Origin of the sequence: Subtercola vilae, assembly GCF_004923255.1 — a bacterium.
Taxonomy (GTDB): Bacteria; Actinomycetota; Actinomycetes; order Actinomycetales; family Microbacteriaceae; genus Subtercola; species Subtercola vilae.
Genome location: NZ_QYRT01000005.1, coordinates 63,579 through 80,157 on the forward strand (window position 1 = coordinate 63,579; position 16,579 = coordinate 80,157).

Annotated in this window: 12 protein-coding genes; 9 read left to right on the forward strand and 3 right to left on the reverse strand. The window is 64.3% G+C overall.

Annotated features, from left to right (window positions below; genetic code table 11):
- Nucleotides 1-59: 59 nt before the first annotated feature.
- From gabT to D4765_RS03745, 5 genes are all read left to right on the forward strand, one after another.
- Nucleotides 60-1,424 carry a 4-aminobutyrate--2-oxoglutarate transaminase gene (gene gabT, locus D4765_RS03725; protein ID WP_136640880.1) on the forward strand — a complete coding sequence of 455 codons (1,365 nt, stop codon included), beginning with the start codon at nucleotides 60-62 and terminating at the stop codon, nucleotides 1,422-1,424.
- Nucleotides 1,421-2,737, forward strand: coding sequence for a Glu/Leu/Phe/Val family dehydrogenase (locus D4765_RS03730; RefSeq protein ID WP_136640881.1), 1,317 nt, complete (start codon nucleotides 1,421-1,423; stop codon nucleotides 2,735-2,737). The genes gabT and D4765_RS03730 overlap by 4 nt, the downstream gene beginning before the upstream one ends.
- Before the next feature lie 88 nt (nucleotides 2,738-2,825).
- The gene (locus tag D4765_RS03735) at nucleotides 2,826-4,286 is read left to right on the forward strand and encodes an NAD-dependent succinate-semialdehyde dehydrogenase (RefSeq protein ID WP_136640882.1); all 1,461 of its coding nucleotides are present in this window, start codon (nucleotides 2,826-2,828) and stop codon (nucleotides 4,284-4,286) included.
- 8 nt (nucleotides 4,287-4,294) lie between these two features.
- Nucleotides 4,295-5,662, forward strand: a complete 1,368-nt coding sequence (locus tag D4765_RS03740; RefSeq protein ID WP_136640883.1) for an NAD-dependent succinate-semialdehyde dehydrogenase — start codon at nucleotides 4,295-4,297, stop codon at nucleotides 5,660-5,662.
- A 206-nt stretch (nucleotides 5,663-5,868) separates the two neighbouring features.
- Entirely contained in the window at nucleotides 5,869-7,128 is a 1,260-nt protein-coding gene (locus tag D4765_RS03745; RefSeq protein ID WP_136640884.1) for an acyl-CoA dehydrogenase family protein, read from the forward strand.
- A gap of 144 nt (nucleotides 7,129-7,272) precedes the next feature.
- On the opposite strand, the gene mprA is transcribed toward D4765_RS03745, so the two are convergent.
- The 3 genes from mprA to D4765_RS03760 form a co-directional block, all read right to left on the reverse strand.
- Nucleotides 7,273-8,100, reverse strand: coding sequence for an MprA protease, GlyGly-CTERM protein-sorting domain-containing form (mprA, locus tag D4765_RS03750; protein ID WP_161580347.1), 828 nt, complete (start codon nucleotides 8,098-8,100; stop codon nucleotides 7,273-7,275).
- Nucleotides 8,101-8,338: 238 nt separating this feature from the next.
- Entirely contained in the window at nucleotides 8,339-9,301 is a 963-nt protein-coding gene (locus D4765_RS03755) for a universal stress protein (protein WP_161580348.1), read from the reverse strand.
- A gap of 58 nt (nucleotides 9,302-9,359) precedes the next feature.
- On the reverse strand, nucleotides 9,360-10,835 hold the full coding sequence (locus D4765_RS03760) for a catalase (protein WP_136640886.1): 1,476 nt from the start codon (nucleotides 10,833-10,835) through the stop codon (nucleotides 9,360-9,362).
- A gap of 356 nt (nucleotides 10,836-11,191) precedes the next feature.
- On the opposite strand from D4765_RS03760, the gene D4765_RS03765 reads away from it, so the two are divergent.
- The 4 genes from D4765_RS03765 to D4765_RS03780 all read left to right on the forward strand — a co-directional run bounded on the left by D4765_RS03765 (nucleotide 11,192) and on the right by D4765_RS03780 (nucleotide 16,412).
- Nucleotides 11,192-12,649 (forward strand): amino acid permease, encoded by a 1,458-nt coding sequence (locus D4765_RS03765; RefSeq protein WP_136640887.1) that lies wholly within the window; start codon nucleotides 11,192-11,194, stop codon nucleotides 12,647-12,649.
- Complete coding sequence (locus D4765_RS03770; RefSeq protein WP_201799220.1) at nucleotides 12,646-13,956, forward strand: arginine deiminase; 1,311 nt, start codon at nucleotides 12,646-12,648, stop codon at nucleotides 13,954-13,956. Before D4765_RS03765 ends, D4765_RS03770 begins: the two co-directional genes overlap by 4 nt.
- A 239-nt stretch (nucleotides 13,957-14,195) precedes the next feature.
- Nucleotides 14,196-15,098 carry a carbamate kinase gene (locus D4765_RS03775; protein ID WP_136640888.1) on the forward strand — a complete coding sequence of 301 codons (903 nt, stop codon included), beginning with the start codon at nucleotides 14,196-14,198 and terminating at the stop codon, nucleotides 15,096-15,098.
- A gap of 114 nt (nucleotides 15,099-15,212) precedes the next feature.
- Nucleotides 15,213-16,412 (forward strand): Acg family FMN-binding oxidoreductase, encoded by a 1,200-nt coding sequence (locus D4765_RS03780; protein ID WP_136640889.1) that lies wholly within the window; start codon nucleotides 15,213-15,215, stop codon nucleotides 16,410-16,412.
- The last annotated feature ends 167 nt before the right edge of the window (nucleotides 16,413-16,579 follow it).

The following is a 16,579-nucleotide window of genomic DNA, read 5'->3' on the forward strand; positions in this document are numbered from 1 at the left end:
GTCGGTGAGCATCCGGAAGCCAGACTGGTTCCCTGACCACCTGATGCGATTGGACAATAATGACGTTGACCACCGAGGCCACAGAGCCTCTACAGCTCGGCGGGCCACAGCTGGCGCAGCGCCGCAACCTCGTCACCGAGATTCCTGGGCCGCGTTCGCGCGCTCTCACGGCACGCAAGACTGCGGCCGTGGCACGGGGCGTGGGCGTCACCCTGCCGATCTACGTGCAGGCGGCCGGCGGCGGCGTGGTTCTCGACATCGATGGCAACACATTGATCGACCTCGGATCGGGCATTGCTGTCACCGGCGTCGGCAACGCGGCCCCAGCGGTGGTTGCCGCTGTCACCCACCAGGTGGCGCAGTTCACCCACACCTGCTTCACTATCACCGGGTACGAGGGCTACGTCGAGGTGGCCGAACTGTTGAACTCCTTGACTCCCGGGAGCCATGAGAAGCGCAGCGCGCTGTTCAACTCGGGCGCCGAAGCCGTGGAGAACGCAGTGAAGATCGCGCGGTACTTCACCGGCAAGCAGGCCGTCGTCGCCTTCGACCACGCCTACCACGGCCGCACGAACCTCACGATGGCACTCACCGCGAAGTCGATGCCGTACAAGAGCGGCTTCGGGCCGTTCGCCGGCGAGGTCTACCGGGCTCCGATGTCGTACCCGTTTCGCGACGGCGACCTGGCGGGCCCCGAGGCGGCACGCCGCGCCATCAGCCAGATCGAGAAGCAGATCGGCGCAGCAAACCTTGCCGCCGTCATCATCGAGCCGATTCTCGGCGAAGGCGGTTTCATCGTTCCCGCCCCCGGCTTTCTGCCGGCCATCGCCGCGTGGTGCCGCGAGAACGGCGTCGTGTTCATCGCCGACGAGGTGCAGACCGGGTTCGCGCGAACGGGTTCGCTCTTCGCCTCCGAGCACGAGGGGGTCGTTCCCGACCTCATCGTGACGGCCAAGGGAATCGCCGGCGGGTTGCCGCTCTCGGCAGTCACCGGCCGTGCCGAGATAATGGATGCCGCCCACGTGGGCGGCCTCGGCGGCACCTACGGAGGCAACCCGATCGCCTGCGCGGCGGCGGTGGCGAGCATCCGGAGCTATCAGGATGACGGCCTCATCGAGCGCGCCCGCCAGATCGAGACCGTGCTGCGTGACGAGCTACAGGCGATCGCCCGTGTCGACCGACGCGTGGGCGACGTGCGGGGGCGCGGCGCAATGGTGGCCATCGAACTCGTCGACCCCGAGACGAACGAGCCCGATGCGGCGCTGACCTCTCGCGTGGCGCAGGCGGCCCACGCCGACGGCGTCATCCTGCTCACCTGCGGAACGTATGGCAACGTGATTCGATTTCTGCCCCCGCTCACCATTTCTGACGAACTGCTTCGCGACGGCATCGCCGTGGTGCGAAAGGCACTGGCCACCTCATGACACTCGCTCAGCCCTCCCTCACTCAGCCCTCGCCCACTCAGCCCGCCGTCGTTCAGACCGGCTTGACCGGCCGCACCTCGGCCCTCGACGATGCCCAGGCCCAGCTCGCCGAGGCCGCGGCCGCTCTCGGCTACGACGAAGGCCTTCACACGATGCTCGCGAAGCCGCGCCGCGAGCTCACGGTGACGATTCCGCTACGGCGAGACGACGGCAGCATGCAGGTGCTGACGGGGTACCGCGTTCAGCACAACATCTCTCGCGGGCCCGCCAAGGGGGGCCTGCGCTACAGCCCGCATGTGACCCTCGACGAGGTGCGCGCTCTGGCCATGTGGATGACCTGGAAGTGTGCGCTGCTCGATGTGCCCTACGGCGGCGCGAAGGGCGGAATCGCCCTCGACCCACGGCAGTACAGCATCGGTGAACTCGAACGCGTGACCCGCCGGTACACGAGCGAGATTCTGCCCATCATCGGGCCGCAGCAAGACATCCAGGCCCCCGACATCGGCACCGACGAGCGTACGATGGCCTGGATCATGGACACCTACTCGGTGAGCCAGGGCCACACCGTACCCGGCATCGTCACCGGTAAGCCGCTCAGCCTCGGCGGGTCGCTCGGCCGTGCCAGCGCAACCTCGCGCGGGGTCGTGCACATCGCGAAGGCGGCACTCCACAGCCTCGGCATTCGGGTCGACGGGTCGACCGCGGCAATTCAGGGCTTCGGCAAGGTCGGGCGTGACGCAGCCCGTTTTCTGGCCGACGAAGGCGCCCGGGTCGTGGCGGTGAGCGACCAGTACGGCGCCATTCACCGGGCGGCCGGGCTCGACATCCACGCGCTGGGTGCGCACGTCGATACCACCGGCTCCGTCGTGGGCTTCGGCAGCGCCGACGAACTGGAGGCGGCAGATCTACTCGAACTCGATGTCGACCTGCTGGTGCCCGCTGCGGTCGAGGGTGTCATCCATGAGGGCAATGCCGCGAGCATCCGGGCCCGCATCATCGTCGAAGGCGCGAATGGGCCAACCTCGCGTGCGGCCGATGCGATTCTGGCATCACATGGCGTGCTCGTCGCGCCTGACATTCTCGCGAACGCCGGCGGCGTGATCGTGTCGTACTTCGAATGGGTTCAGGCGAACCAGTCGTACCGTTGGCAGGCACGTGACGTTGAGGCACGTCTGGAGGAGCGGATGCTCGCCGCCTGGGCCGCCGTGAACGAACACGCACGGGCGCACGAGCTCACCCTTCGGGCAGCGGCAACGCGCCTCGCAGTGGCGCGGGTCACCGAAGCCCACCGCCTGCGGGGACTCTACCCGTGAGCGGCGCCGCCCGCAGCCGAACCCGTCACATGGCCCTCTCGTTAGGCCTGGCGCTGGCCCGCACCCACCCGAATTTGAAGGAGCTCTCGTGACGACCACCGAATCCGCCCTGCTCGACGCCGTACCCGGTCTGCTCTTCATCGGTGGCGAGTGGGTGCCGAGCGAGGCGGGCAGAACGCTCGACGTCTTCGACCCGGCAACCGGCCGGGTGTTGAAGAGCATCGCCGATGCGACTCCCGCCGACGGCATTCGCGCCCTCGATGCCGCGGCTGCCGCCGCTGACGACTGGGCCGCCACCGCACCCCGGGTGCGCGGCGAAATACTGCGCGGCACTTTCGACCTTCTCACGAGGCGCTCTGATGAAGCCGCCCTGCTGATGACGCTCGAGATGGGCAAACCGCTGGCCGAATCCGCCGGCGAGGTGGTCTATGGGGCAGAGTTTCTGCGCTGGTTCAGCGAAGAGGCCGTTCGCATCTCGGGGCGCTTCGGGCAGAACCCTGAAGGCACCGGGCAGATCATCGTCTCCCAGCGCCCGGTCGGCCCCGCGCTGCTCATCACACCGTGGAACTTTCCGCTCGCAATGGCGACCCGCAAGATAGCGCCAGCGCTGGCAGCCGGATGCACGGTGGTTGTCAAACCGGCAGAGCTGACGCCTCTCACCACCCTGTACCTCGCGACGCTCTTCAGAGAGGCCGGGCTGCCGGCCGGCGTTCTGAACGTCATCACCACATCGAACTCGGCAGCGGTCTCGGGCCCGATCATCGCCGACCCACGACTACGCAAGCTGAGTTTCACCGGCTCGACCGCCGTCGGCCGAAAGTTGATCGCGCAGGCCGCCGAGAACGTACTGCGCACGTCGATGGAGTTGGGCGGCAACGCGCCGTTCATCGTGTTCGGCGACGCAGACCTCGACACGGCGGTGCAGGGGGCGATGGCCGCGAAGTTCCGTAACATCGGGCAGGCATGCACCGCTGCCAACCGCTTCATCGTGCACCGCTCGATTGCGGCCCCGTTCGCCGAGGCCGTCGCCGAACGGGTCGGTACATTCACCCTCGGGCGGGGCACCGAGCCCGGAGTGAACATCGGTCCGCTCATCAACGACAGCGCTGTCGACAAGGTCGACGAGCTGGTTCGTGATGCGCTCGACCGTGGCGCGCGGCTCGTAGCGGGCGGCCACCGGCCAGAACGCATCGGCAGCTTCTACGAGCCGACCGTCATCACGAACACCCCGGCGGGAAGCGACATTCTGCGCGAGGAGATCTTCGGGCCGGTGCTCTCGATCGTCGAGTTCGATACTGAGGAGGAGGCCGTCGCGCTGGCGAATGACACCCAGTACGGGCTGGTCAGTTACGTCTTCACCGAGAACCTGGCGCGCGGGCACCGCATGATCGAAAGGCTCGACACTGGCATGATGGGCCTGAACGTGGGTGTGCTGTCGAACGCCGCCGCGCCCTTCGGCGGTGTGAAACAATCGGGGCTCGGCCGGGAGGGCGGAGCCGAAGGCATTCACGAATATCTCTCGACCAAGTACACCCTGATTCCGAATTGAAAGGCACCATGAGCATTTACAGTGTTGTGAATCCCGCCACCGCAGAAACCGGTGTCGAGTATCCGTTGATCTCCGACTCAGATCTCGTGGGTGCCATCGAGCGTGCCGACACCGTTCATCGGCAGTGGTCGCGGCCGTCGAGCATCGCCGACCGGGCCGCCCTGGTGGCCCGCGTCGCCGAGCTGCACACTGAGCGCCGTCAGCAGCTGGCTGAAACGGCCGTGCGAGAGATGGGAAAGCCCTTAGACCAGGCCCTGGCCGAGGTCGACTTCAGCGCCGAGATCTACGCGTACTACGCCGAGAACGCCGAACAGTTTCTGCAGGACGAACCCATCTCTCTCCGAGGGGGCGCCGGCTCTGCACTCGTTCGGCGCAGTTCGCTCGGAGTGCTGCTCGGCATCATGCCGTGGAATTTCCCGCTGTACCAGGTTGCCCGGTTCGCCGGCCCCAACCTGATCGTGGGCAACACCATTCTCCTGAAACACGCACCCCAGTGCCCCGAAACCGCGATCGCTCTCGAGCAGCTGTTTCTCGACGCGGGGTTCCCAGCGAACGCCTATACGAATCTCTTCGCGTCGAACGAGCAGATCGAGACGGTAATAGCAGACCCCCGAGTGCAGGGCGTCTCGCTCACCGGATCGGAACGCGCCGGTGCGGCCGTCGCCGAGATCGCGGGGCGAAACCTCACCAAAGTCGTGCTGGAGCTGGGCGGCTCCGACCCGTTCATCCTGCTGAGTACCGACGACCTCGATGGTGCTGTCGAAGCCGCTGTTGCGGCGCGACTGGATAACAACGGCCAGTCGTGCAACGCGGCAAAACGGTTCATCGTCGCTGACGATCTCTACGAGTCGTTCCTCGGCAAGTTCGTGACCGCACTCTCGGCCGTGCAGCCACAGAACCCGACCGACGAGACGACGAAGCTGGGTCCGCTGTCGTCGACCGCAGCGGCAGACCGGCTCGCAGAGCAGCTCGAGCGCGCCGTGCAAGCCGGTGCCGTGATTGCGGGCCCGCACGAGAGAAACGGAACGTTCTTCTCGCCCGCAGTGCTGACATCCATCACACCCGAGAACCCGGCCTACCGTGAAGAGTTCTTCGGGCCCGTTGCCGCCGTCTATCGTGCCGCCGACGAAGACGACGCAGTGCGCGTGGCGAACGACACCCCGTTCGGGCTCGGTTCGTACGTGTTCACCACTGACGAAGCTCAGGCGCTGCGGGTAGCCGACCGGCTCGACGCGGGCATGGTGTTCGTCAACACTGTGCTCGCCGACTCACCCGAGCTGCCGTTCGGCGGTGTCAAACGTTCCGGCTTCGGCCGGGAGCTCGGCCGGCTCGGCGCCGAAGAGTTCGTGAACAAGAAGCTCATCCGAATCGGTTGAGCGGGGTCAGAAGCTGAGCACGCCCGGGGCGAGCGCCGCTGTCTGGTCGCCGCCGTCTGGTCTCCGCCGTCTGGTCTCCGCTGAATGTGTCACCGCGAAGTGGGTGACACATGGCGACGTATTCCGTCACGCCCTGAAACAAAACGTTTCGCGGGCGGTTGAGGGGGCACGCTTAGGCCATCCGCACCACTGAGCAGGAGGCTCCCATGACGATCACTGACACTGCGTCACCCACGACGAACAATTCCGGCCCAGAGAATCGTTGGGCGAACCAAGCCCGACCGTCTACCGCAGCGGGCTGGATTCGGCGAGCGGCCGAGGTCAGCACGATTCTCGCTGCTGACGCGGTCGAACGCGACAACGCGAATCAGCCGCCGTTCGCCGAGGTGCAGCTGCTGAAGAACTCGGGGCTCGTCACACTGCTCGGGCCCGCCGGGCACGGAGGTGGCGGCGAGACGTGGGACACCGCGTACCGGGTCATTCGTGAGGTGGCTCGCGGCGATGGTTCCATCGGGCAGTTGCTCGGATACCACTACCTCTGGGCGTGGGCAGCTCGCCTCGTCGCCACCGAAGACCAGATCTCCGCCGTCGAAGAGCTCTACACGACCAACAACCTTCTGTTCGGCGGTGCAGTGAACCCCCGCGACAGTGACCTCATCATCGTCGAAGAAGGCGACGAGCTCGTGTTCACCGGTCACAAGTCGTTCTCGACCGGCGGTCGAGTCTCCGATCTGACGGTGCTCGAAGGAATTCTCGAAGGCACAGACACCCATATCTTCGCGATCGTGCCAACAGAGCAGCCGGCTATTGTCTTCGGCAACGACTGGAACAACCTCGGTCAGCGCCTCACCGAATCGGGTTCAGTAGACATTCGCGGAGTGCGTGTCGACTGGGCCTCCGCGGCCGGATTCGTCGGCAAAGTCTTTCAGCCGTTGGTGTACAACACGTTGAATGTGCCCACAATCCAGCTCGTATTCGCAAACTTCTATCTGGGTATCGCGCAGGGCGCCATCGCGACCGCAACCGAGTACACCCGCGAGAAGACACGGTCGTGGCCGTACGGCGGCGACAACAAGCCGTCGGCCGGCGAGGAATGGTACCTGCTCGAAGGTTACGGCGAGTTGGCATCGAAGCTGTGGGCAGACGAGGCCCTCATCGACAAGGCGGGTGCCGAGATCAGCGCCGTGCTCCATGCTCCGCGGGAGACACTGACCGAGCGTCGCCGTGGCGAAATCGCGGTACTGATTGCCGCCGCGAAACTGCGCATCGCAGAAGACGGCCTCGAAGCGACGACGAAGGTATTCGAGCTGACGGGGGCCCGGGCATCCTCGAACACCGTCGGTCTCGACATCTTCTGGCGCAACCTTCGAACCCACACCCTTCACGATCCCCTGCCCTACAAGAAACGCGAAGTCGGCCAGTACGTGCTGCTCAACGAGATTCCCGAGCCGAGCTGGTACACCTAAGCGTCACCGGATGCACGGCTCCCGGTGACGGGGACGGGGACGGGGTCAGGGTCGGCGGGCACAACGGTCGACACCGGCCCAACAAGCGGAAGGCCCGGCCTCAGACGCACTGCGCTGAGACCGGGCCTTCACCTTCGATGCCGACTACTCGATTGCGCCAGTTCGTCGGTGACGGCGGAGAACGAAACCAGCAATTCCCGCCAGCAGCAGCAGTACGCCTGCCGACATCGGAACAATGACATCGTTGCCGGTCTCAGCGAGCGACGACGTCTTCGACGCCGCAACTGCGGTTGCTGTCGGGGCCGCGGCCACCACGGCAGGTGCTGCTGTCGGTGTTGCGGTTGGAGTCGGTGTCACGACGGCAACCGCAGGAACAGCGATGGTGGCATCGATACTCGTGTACTCGCCCCACGCATCGGTGGCGTAGACCGTGAACGACGTCGTGCCGCCCGTCGTAGGGGTTCCCGTGATCGCGCCGGTAGTCGGGTCGAGCGTGAGCCCGTCAGGCAGAGATCCCGCAGCGACCGAGTAAGTCACCGCACCCTCCGCCGTTGCTCCCACGGTCGATGCATACGTCGTGCCGACGGTGCCGTCGGTCGTGTATGCCCCCGTGATGACGGGGCACTGGAACTTGCCTGAGTAGTGAAAATCGATACCCCAGCCGGTACCACTCGCAGTGCCCATTTCTACGGCGATCATGTAGTCCGCTGTAGCCGTCGACCCCGTGGCGACGTCGCCGAGAGCATACGTCGGAAGCGCATCCGTGGGGCTGAGGCTGAACGGATCGCCGGGCTCGCTGAGCACGCCGTTGGACGCCACTGTCTTGTACGTCATCGGGCTGGCGCTGCCAGCTTGGGTCGCGTAGACCGAGTACCCGAGGTAGGTCGCATCGGCGCCGTCTTGTCCCGTGTTGTACGTCGCGCTGAGATCAGCGTTGATCAGAAACTGTTTGTTCGCTTCATCCCACTTCATGAACTCCCAGTCTGCCTGTGGCTGGGAAGCCGCGGCGCCGCAGACGCGGAGGATGGCAGAAACAATGCTCCTCCGATGGCCAGGCCGGCAACTGCGACTCCGGCGGTTGTGCGTTTGATTCTCATGTGCTCTTTTCCCCTGCAGGCGGATGTCCGATTTGGAATTCATCACGCCCTCACCTGAAGAGACACGGATTGACGCGTAGCGGAGGATCACAGTCGGCGGTGGCCCTGGTGCGTCATCCATCTACGGCGGCCACGTTGAGCGCCGCCCGGCTCCCGGTGCGTGAACCAGCAGGCACAACGACAACGGGGCACATCCCGTGCGAGGCGCATTCGGCGCTGACCGAACCGAGGAGAAGCCCGACGAATCCACCACGGCCGCGTGAGCCGACGACCACCATCGAGGCGTCCTTCGATCTTCTGATCAACTCCTCGGCAGGCTGCGACAGTGCTGCCTGCAGAGTGACAGCGACTCGCGGATGCGCGTCGATGAGGCTCTGAGTCTCAGAGACGAGGTCGCGGCGCACCTGCGCTGTCACGTCATCGAATGAGTGACCATGACCGAATTCGTCGCTGGACTCTCGGGGGATGCGGTCGATGCTCCACGTGCGAACGACCGTGACGGGTGCGCCGAGATCTTCTGCCGCGGCCAGCGCCCACGCCAGAGCGTCGTCGGCATTCGCTGAGCCGTCGTACCCGACCACCAGCGCACCGCCCCGCGCTGACAGCGGGTGCTCGGTCTGATCGGAGCCTACGCCTGCAGCGGTGTGGTCGGCGTGGATGACGATGGCCGGGCACTGCGAGTGGGCGGCGCACTGCGCGCTCACGGAGCCCAGGAGCAGGCCAGCGAAACCGCCGTGTCCTCGACTGCCGACGATGAGAGCATCGGCGGTGCGACTCTCGTCGAGGAGGTTCCGGGCGGCGGACCCTTCTCTCACGGCCTGCTCATACCAATCGGGAAGAACGTGCCCGAAGACCTCCTTGGAGGCCATCCGGAGCTGGAACTCTGCGTCCTTCTTCGGAGACCAGGTCACCGGCAGCGGGTTGTAGGAGATGGGGTAGCTCCATACTGACACTGCTCGAAGGCGCCCATGCCTCCTCTCTGCGTACTCTTTCGCGAATGCGAGTGCAGCGACAGAAGATCGCGAGCCGTCGACACCGACGACGATGAGAGGGTGGGTGCGTCCGTTGATGTCCATGCGTCCACTGTGCCCTTCCTGTGGATCGTCGAATAGAGTCAAAGGTCCCCACGACGCCTCACACTGCCGGTGCTGCGGCCCGAAGCCCGTCGGCGACCTTCTTGCCGAGTCCGGCATCCACCAGGGTCCAGTACTCGATAACGCGTTGCTGCATCTCAGACGTCACACCATCGCTGGCGTGGCCGACGATGTTGGCAGCGAGGTGCTCCCGGTCGGTGTCGTCCATCACGTTCCGATAGAGCGACCCGGCCTGACCGAAGTCGTCGTCTTCGGAGTGCTTCTCGTAGGCGTAACGGCCGAGCTCACCCGACTCGACCCACCACGTCAGATCGGCACCTCTCTGCGGATCAGCAACCGGGCCACCGAACGAGTTCGGGGCGTACACAGGCTGAGCGCCTGAGTGCTTGTAGGCCATGGCACCGTCTTTGCTGTAGGTGTGCACCTCGGCCTTCGGCGCGTTGATCGGGAGCTGCTGGTAGTTCGTGCCGATGCGGTGCAGATGCGTGTCGTGGTACGAGAAGACCCGGCCCATGAGCATCCGGTCGGGGCTCAGCCCGACGCCGGGCACAAGGTTCGCGGGCGAGAAGCTCGACTGCTCGACCTCGGCGAAGAAGTTCTCCGGATTGCGGTCGAGCACCATCCGGCCCACCTGCACCGGCGGGTAGTCTTCGTGCGGCCACACCTTCGTGAGATCGAACGGGTTGAAGCGATATTTCGCCGCGTCGGCGAACGGCATCACCTGCATCTCGAGCCGCCATACCGGATGCTCACCCCGATCGATCGCGGCCCGGAGGTCGCGACGGTGGTAGTCGGGGTCGGTCGCTGTCATGGCCTTGGCATCGGCATCCGTGAAGTTCTCCGGGCCCTGCTCGGTCTTGAAGTGCCATTTCACCCAGAACTTCTCGCCAGCCGCATTGATCGTCGAGTAGGTGTGACTGCTGTAACCGTTCATTGTGCGAAGTGACTTCGGCGTACCGCGGTCGGACATCAGGATGGTCACCTGGTGCGCGCTCTCGGGCGAGAGGGTCCAGAAGTCCCACTGCATGTTGTTGTCGCGGAGCCCCGTGTCGGGGAGCCGCTTCTGCGAGCGGATGAAATCCTGGAACTTCGAGGGGTCGCGCACGAAGAACACGGGCGTGTTGTTCCCGACCATGTCGAAGTTGCCCTCCTCGGTGTAGAACTTCAAAGCGAAGCCGCGCGGGTCACGCACCGTGTCGGCATAGCCCTGCTCACCGGCGACGGTCGAGAACCGGGCGAACATCTCCGTGCGCTTCCCTACCTCGCCGAGGAACGCGGCTTTTGTGAACCACGACACATCGTCGGTGACCTCGAAATAACCATGGGCCCCAGTGCCCTTGGCGTGCACGACCCTCTCGGGTGTGCGTTCCCGGTTGAACTGCTGCATCTTCTGCACCACGTACGCGTCGTGGAGCGCAATCGGGCCTGCGGGCCCAACGGTCAGCGAGTACTCATCGCTGGTGGCGGGGATTCCCGAATCCGTCGTGGTGGTGGGTGGCGTGGGCGCGTCAGTCATGTGCATCTCCGATCAGAAGTAGACAGCAGCTGCTGTGTGTGGCCACGTTAGGCAGGCGGTCCTCGGGAAAGATAGGTCGGGCAGCCTACCCTTGCCGCCCACTCCCAGCCCACACACAGCCGCGATGGACGTCCGATTCGGGGAATCGGGTCCGATTGGGTCCGATTGGGTCAAGGCCACATCTGTCGCCGGATCGGATTGTTCGAATCCGTACACGTTCACTCTGCAGCCGGCTCACACAGCCGGGTTGACATCGTCGATCTGCTGATCCGTTTCCGGATGCGCTGCCGCGGACGGTGGTGGTTCCCGGGACTAAAGCCTCTATGCCGCTTGGCGCGACGCTGGATGATCGGGGCATGAAGACAACAAAGGAGTCCCGCCCACCCCGGAAGCCTGCAACGCCGGGCAGTCTGGGCCTGCCAACCGCTTCGGCTCTCGTGATCGGCTCTGTGATCGGTACCGGCGTGTTCGGGATCCCCGCAGCGCTGGCCATGTTCGGACCAATCAGTTTGGTCGCATTCGCGTTGGTGACTGTCGGTGCGTTGGCACTTGCGGTGGTGTTCGGCCGGCTTGCCGCACGCATCCCCGGCTCCGGTGGCCCCTACTTGTACGCCCGGGACGCATTCGGTGACTTCGCCGGTTTCATCAACGGCTGGTCGTACTGGGTGACCGCGTGGGCTGGCAACGCCGCGATCGTCGTCGCGTTGACCGGATACGTCGAGGTGTTCGTCAACACCGACCACAACATCGGGTGGTCGATCGTGATCGCCACCATCGGTCTCTGGATTCCCGTGCTGATCAACGTTGTCGGCATCAGAACCCTCGGCGCAGCACAAGTCATCTTCACTATCTTGAAGGTGGTGCCGCTCGTATTCATCGCACTCGTCGGCCTTTTCTTCATCAAGGCAGAAAACTTCGGAGCGTTCAATTCCTCCGGAACCGACGGTTGGAGCGCCATCGCCGGGGCAGGCGCCATCGCCCTGTTCGCGTACCTCGGAATCGAGACCGCCTCCGTGGCCGCCGGCCGTGTGCGTAACCCGAAGAAGAACATTGCCCGGGCGACCGTCTGGGGCACCGTCATCTGCGCGGTCATCTACATTCTGGGTACCTTCGCCGTTTTCGGTACCGTCAGCAACCAGGCGCTTCGAACATCCACGGCACCGTTCAGCGACGCCGCGAACGCGATGTTCGGCGGCGACCTCGGGGGCCAGATCATCGCTGTTGCAGCGATCGTGTCGGGCCTTGGTTGCCTGGTCGGTTGGACCTTCATCGTTGGTGAGATGCCGAATGCCGCAGCGAAAGACGGTATGTTCCCCCGCGCCTTCGCTCGTGAACGTCGCGGGCTTCCGATCTTCGGCATCCTGGCCTCCACCATTCTCGCGACGCTGCTGACCGTTCTGGCCTACACGAACTTCTCCAACGTGTTCACGACCGTTCTGCTGCTGACCGTCTTCACCTCGGTCATCCCCTACATGTTTTCGGCCGCAGCCCAAGTGTTCTGGCTCGTCACCCACCGCCGGCAGACCTCCTGGCCGCACTTCGCGAAAGACGTCACGATAGCCGGGGTCGCTTTGGCATTCACCTTCTGGGCCCTCGCCGGAACAGGCGCTCAAGCCGCCTACTACGGGGTGTTCTGCTTCCTACTCGGTATTCCGCTTTACATCTGGCTTCGCGCGTCGAAGAAGAACGGGTACGGCGCCGAAAGTCCCGCGCCCCTGTCCAGCACGCTCTCCGTCGGCGCGCCCAACGCCGCACCCGACGCCATCGCAAGCAACGCAGCGACGGATGCACCGGAGTTGGAGCAAATCTCATGACGACCCTCACTACCCCTGCACCCGCGCCGATCAGGATGGCCGCTCCGGCTGATCCAGCGAGCGTTCGTGGCTTGGGGGTCCACTCGGAGGTCGGACGGCTCCGTCAGGTCATCATCCACCGGCCGGGAACCGAGTTGAACCGGCTGACCCCCGAGAACCGCGAACAGCTCCTGTTCGACGATGTGCTCTGGCCGTCGCGCGCACGTTCCGAGCACGACGGTTTCGCCGATGCGCTCGCCTCACGCGGAATCGTGGTGCATCACTTCGACGACCTCTTCAGCCAGGCCCTGCACGTCGCCGAGGCACGCAACTTCGTGCTCGAACGGGTCTGCACGACAGATTCGTTCGGGCCCTCTTTCGCTCCCTACCTTCGCAGCTTCCTCGACGATCAAGAACCTCGCCGGCTTACCGGGATGCTGACCGGTGGTCTTCTCCCTGAAGACGTGCCGACACCACCCGGGTTGAGTCTGTATTTCGACAGTCTTGACAAGGATGGCTTTCTGATTCCGCCTCTTCCGAACTCCTTGTTTCCCAGGGATAGTTCGGCGTGGATCTACGGCGGAGTGAACGTCAACGTGATGGCGAAGCCGGCGCGGGTGCGTGAAACAGACCATGTGCGGGCTGTGTACTCGTTCCATCCGCTCTTCAGCGGTGACCCGTTCCTTCAGTACAACATCGACGAGACGCGCACCCGATCGAGTATCGAAGGCGGCGACATCCATGTTCTCGGCAACGGGGCCGTACTGATCGGTATGGGAGAACGAACAACACCAATGGCCGTCGAGCTACTCGCCTCAGCACTGTTCAAGGCCGGGCAGGCAACCTCGATCATTGCCGTCGAGTTACCGAAATCCCACGCGATGATGCACCTGGACACGGTGATGACGATGATCGACATCGACACCTTCGTTCTCTATCCCAACCTCAGCCAGACGGATCTCCGTGGCCGAACAATCGCCCCGGCAGGTCTGCCCGGAGAGTCTTCCCTCATCGTCGGCCCCGAACAGGATCTGTTCGAGCTCATCGCCGAAGCCCTTGACGTGTCTGAGGTTCACGTACTGTCAGCAACGGAGGACACTCGTGCGGCGGAGCGGGAGCAATGGGACGACGCCAACAACTACCTTGCCGTCGAACCGGGTGTCGTCATCGGCTACGACCGGAACGTCACCACGAACACGCTGCTGCGAAGGAATGGAATCGAAGTGATCACAGTCGCAGGCGGCGAACTCGGCCGGGGGCGAGGCGGTTCACGGTGCATGTCGTGCCCGATCCAGCGCGATCCTGCAGACCAGGAGGCGCGGTCATGACGCAGACGGCAATACATGTTGCCGCGATCAGTCATCTGCTGAAAGGCACAGACCTGACCCGGGCGGCTTACGAACGACCGTTCGCAGCTGCTGCGCTGCTGAAGACCCAGAGGAAGACGGGCGCTCTACGGCCGCCGATCCCTGGCGTCTCGTGTCTACGACCAGGCAGAGAACAGGGTGCACGCCATCAAAGCGCTCATGCTCGCCTCTCTCCTGCCTGAAGATACGGACGGCAGACAGTGAGACTCGTCGTCGCCCTGGGAGGCAATGCGCTTCTTCGCCGAGGCGAACCCCCAGAGGCGTTGACCCAAACCCGGCGCCTGGCGGCCGCCGCGCCAGCTTTTGTGCGCCTCGCAGCACAACACGAACTCCTCCTCATTCACGGAAACGGCCCGCAAGTGGGATTGCTCGCCGCCGAGAACGTGACAGATGAGGCCATCGCAACCCCTTACCCGCTCGGGGACATGGTCGCTGAATCCCAGGGCCTGATCGGTCTCTGGCTGCAACGTGCCCTTTTCAACGCGAAGTCAACCAAACCCGTTGTCTCGCTCGTCTGCCAGACCGTCGTCGACGAAGCCGACCCGGCATGGCAGCATCCGACCAAACAAATCGGACCGAGTTACTCCGCGCACGACGCCCACACCCTGACGAAGCGACACGGCTGGACGTTCGTGACCGACGAGGTGACCTGGCGACGCGTCGTGCCCTCCCCCGCACCCATCGACATCATCGAACAAGGCGTCATCGGAAACCTCCTCAGCGCCGGAATGATCGTGATCGGCGCCGGTGGCGGAGGCGTACCCGTCGTACGAACTCGCGGCCAGCTCATCGGGGTGAACGCAGTCATCGACAAGGACAGTGTCGCCGCCCTCCTTGCAATCACCCTCACAGCCGACCGCCTCATCATCCTCACCGATGTCAGCGCCGTGATGCGAGGGTACGGCACGCCGCAGCAACACCCCATTCTCGAAACCACAGCGGACGAGCTCGATGCCCAACACTTCAGCTCGGGCTCGATGGGACCAAAAGTGACCGCCGCTACCGCCTTCGTCCGAGAGACCGGTTGCCGCGCCGCAATCGGCAGCCTCGACGATGCAGAAGCGGTCGTCAACGGGCTCGCCGGCACACAGATCAGTCGGTGACACGAAGCAGCGCAGGTGAGGAACACTGTGCTCTTGCGATCATCGTGGTCACTTATCTGTTCGGTGGGACCTTCGACTCTGCTGGTGAGTAGCGCATCCGACACAGTGGTGTCCATGGGAATAAGGCGACAGCGTGGTAAGAAGATCGTGCTCATCAGTGTGGCGTCGGTGATCGGCGGGTTGGGTGTCGTACTTCTCGTCGTTCTGACGGTCGGCGGCCTCTTCGTGCCGGCGAACTACCTCCAACCGTGGAGCAGAGAGTACGCAGGGCAGTTCGCTGATCCTCGGATGCAGGTTGCCGCGCAAGCGCTGCTGGCACCGAGCAGCCATAACATGCAGCCATGGACCATCCGGCTCGACCCGTCAGACCCCGACGTGCTCTACCTCTACGCCGACCCCTCCCGGCTGACGCCCGCCGTCGACCCGGAGGATCGCCAAACGATGCTCTCGCAGGGCACGTTCCTGTCATACCTGCGCGTCTCGGCCCTTCATCTCGGATACAGCAGCACCTTCGACCTGTTTCCGCAGGGGGCGTACGACGAAACAGACCTTGCCTCGAGCATGCGCGCCGTTCCCGTTGCGAAGATCACCTTGACGAAATCACTGTCGACAGAGTCGACCGACTACGGTTCGCTTTTTCTGTCCGACACCAACCGAAGCCCGTACACCCCAGCTCCCGTGACAGCGAATCAGTCGGCTGAGCTCAGCCGCCTCGCCGCTAGCTCCGGGGCGGCCCTGACGATCTACGACAAGCCGAAAGATCTTGCGGCTTTCGCAGCGTTCGGCACCGAGGGGACTCTCATCGAGACGCAGTACGACGCAGCGACGAAAGAGTTCGACAGGTTGTTCTACGCAACCGAATCGGCCAAAAACGAGGAGAGATCGGGTTTCGCGGTCGAGGGGCAGGGAACCAGCGGATTCATGAAGTATCTAATTCAGGGCATGATCACGATCGATCCAGCACTGAACGACGATGCGACTGGCGCCAAGCGCTCAATCGACTCGACAGCCGCGGCCGTGGCACACACGCCGAACTACGCCCTCATCAGCACGGCAGGCAATACTCGCACGGAGCAGGTTTCGGCGGGCATCCTCTACGGCAATTTCTCGCTCCGTGCCCGCTCGCTCGGCCTCGTGATGCAGCCCCTCAGCCAAGTACTTCAGGAGTACCCGTCAATGGCCGCACCGTATGACGCTATCCGCGCCGAGTACGCACCCGACGGGCAGACGATCCAGATGATGGTGAGACTCGGCACCAGCACGACCGACTACCCACAGACCATGCGGCGAGACGTCAACAGTCTCCTTGGCTGAACACGTCAATCACAAAGCTAGGCTGCGCTTGACGGCTCGATGGATGTTGCGGCTCGGCTGGGCCCGGATTTGTTGATGCCGACGCCCGCTTGCTGCCTTCCAGCGTGAGCGCTCACGACTACCATTCGGAGAGTCTTCAGCGCTGAGCCCCCGTCAGCGACAGCGGA

What these genes read in the sequence shown, in the direction of transcription:
- D4765_RS03770 (WP_201799220.1), top strand. Translation starts at nt 12,646, where the DNA reads ATGACGACCCTCACTACCCCTGCACCCGCGCCGATCAGGATGGCCGCT.
- D4765_RS03745 (WP_136640884.1), top strand. Translation starts at nt 5,869, where the DNA reads ATGACGATCACTGACACTGCGTCACCCACGACGAACAATTCCGGCCCA.
- D4765_RS03765 (WP_136640887.1), top strand. Translation starts at nt 11,192, where the DNA reads ATGAAGACAACAAAGGAGTCCCGCCCACCCCGGAAGCCTGCAACGCCG.
- D4765_RS03755 (WP_161580348.1), bottom strand. Translation starts at nt 9,301, where the DNA reads ATGGACATCAACGGACGCACCCACCCTCTCATCGTCGTCGGTGTCGAC.
- mprA (WP_161580347.1), bottom strand. Translation starts at nt 8,100, where the DNA reads ATGAAGTGGGATGAAGCGAACAAACAGTTTCTGATCAACGCTGATCTC.
- D4765_RS03740 (WP_136640883.1), top strand. Translation starts at nt 4,295, where the DNA reads ATGAGCATTTACAGTGTTGTGAATCCCGCCACCGCAGAAACCGGTGTC.
- D4765_RS03780 (WP_136640889.1), top strand. Translation starts at nt 15,213, where the DNA reads ATGGGAATAAGGCGACAGCGTGGTAAGAAGATCGTGCTCATCAGTGTG.
- D4765_RS03760 (WP_136640886.1), bottom strand. Translation starts at nt 10,835, where the DNA reads ATGACTGACGCGCCCACGCCACCCACCACCACGACGGATTCGGGAATC.
- gabT (WP_136640880.1), top strand. Translation starts at nt 60, where the DNA reads ATGACGTTGACCACCGAGGCCACAGAGCCTCTACAGCTCGGCGGGCCA.
- D4765_RS03730 (WP_136640881.1), top strand. Translation starts at nt 1,421, where the DNA reads ATGACACTCGCTCAGCCCTCCCTCACTCAGCCCTCGCCCACTCAGCCC.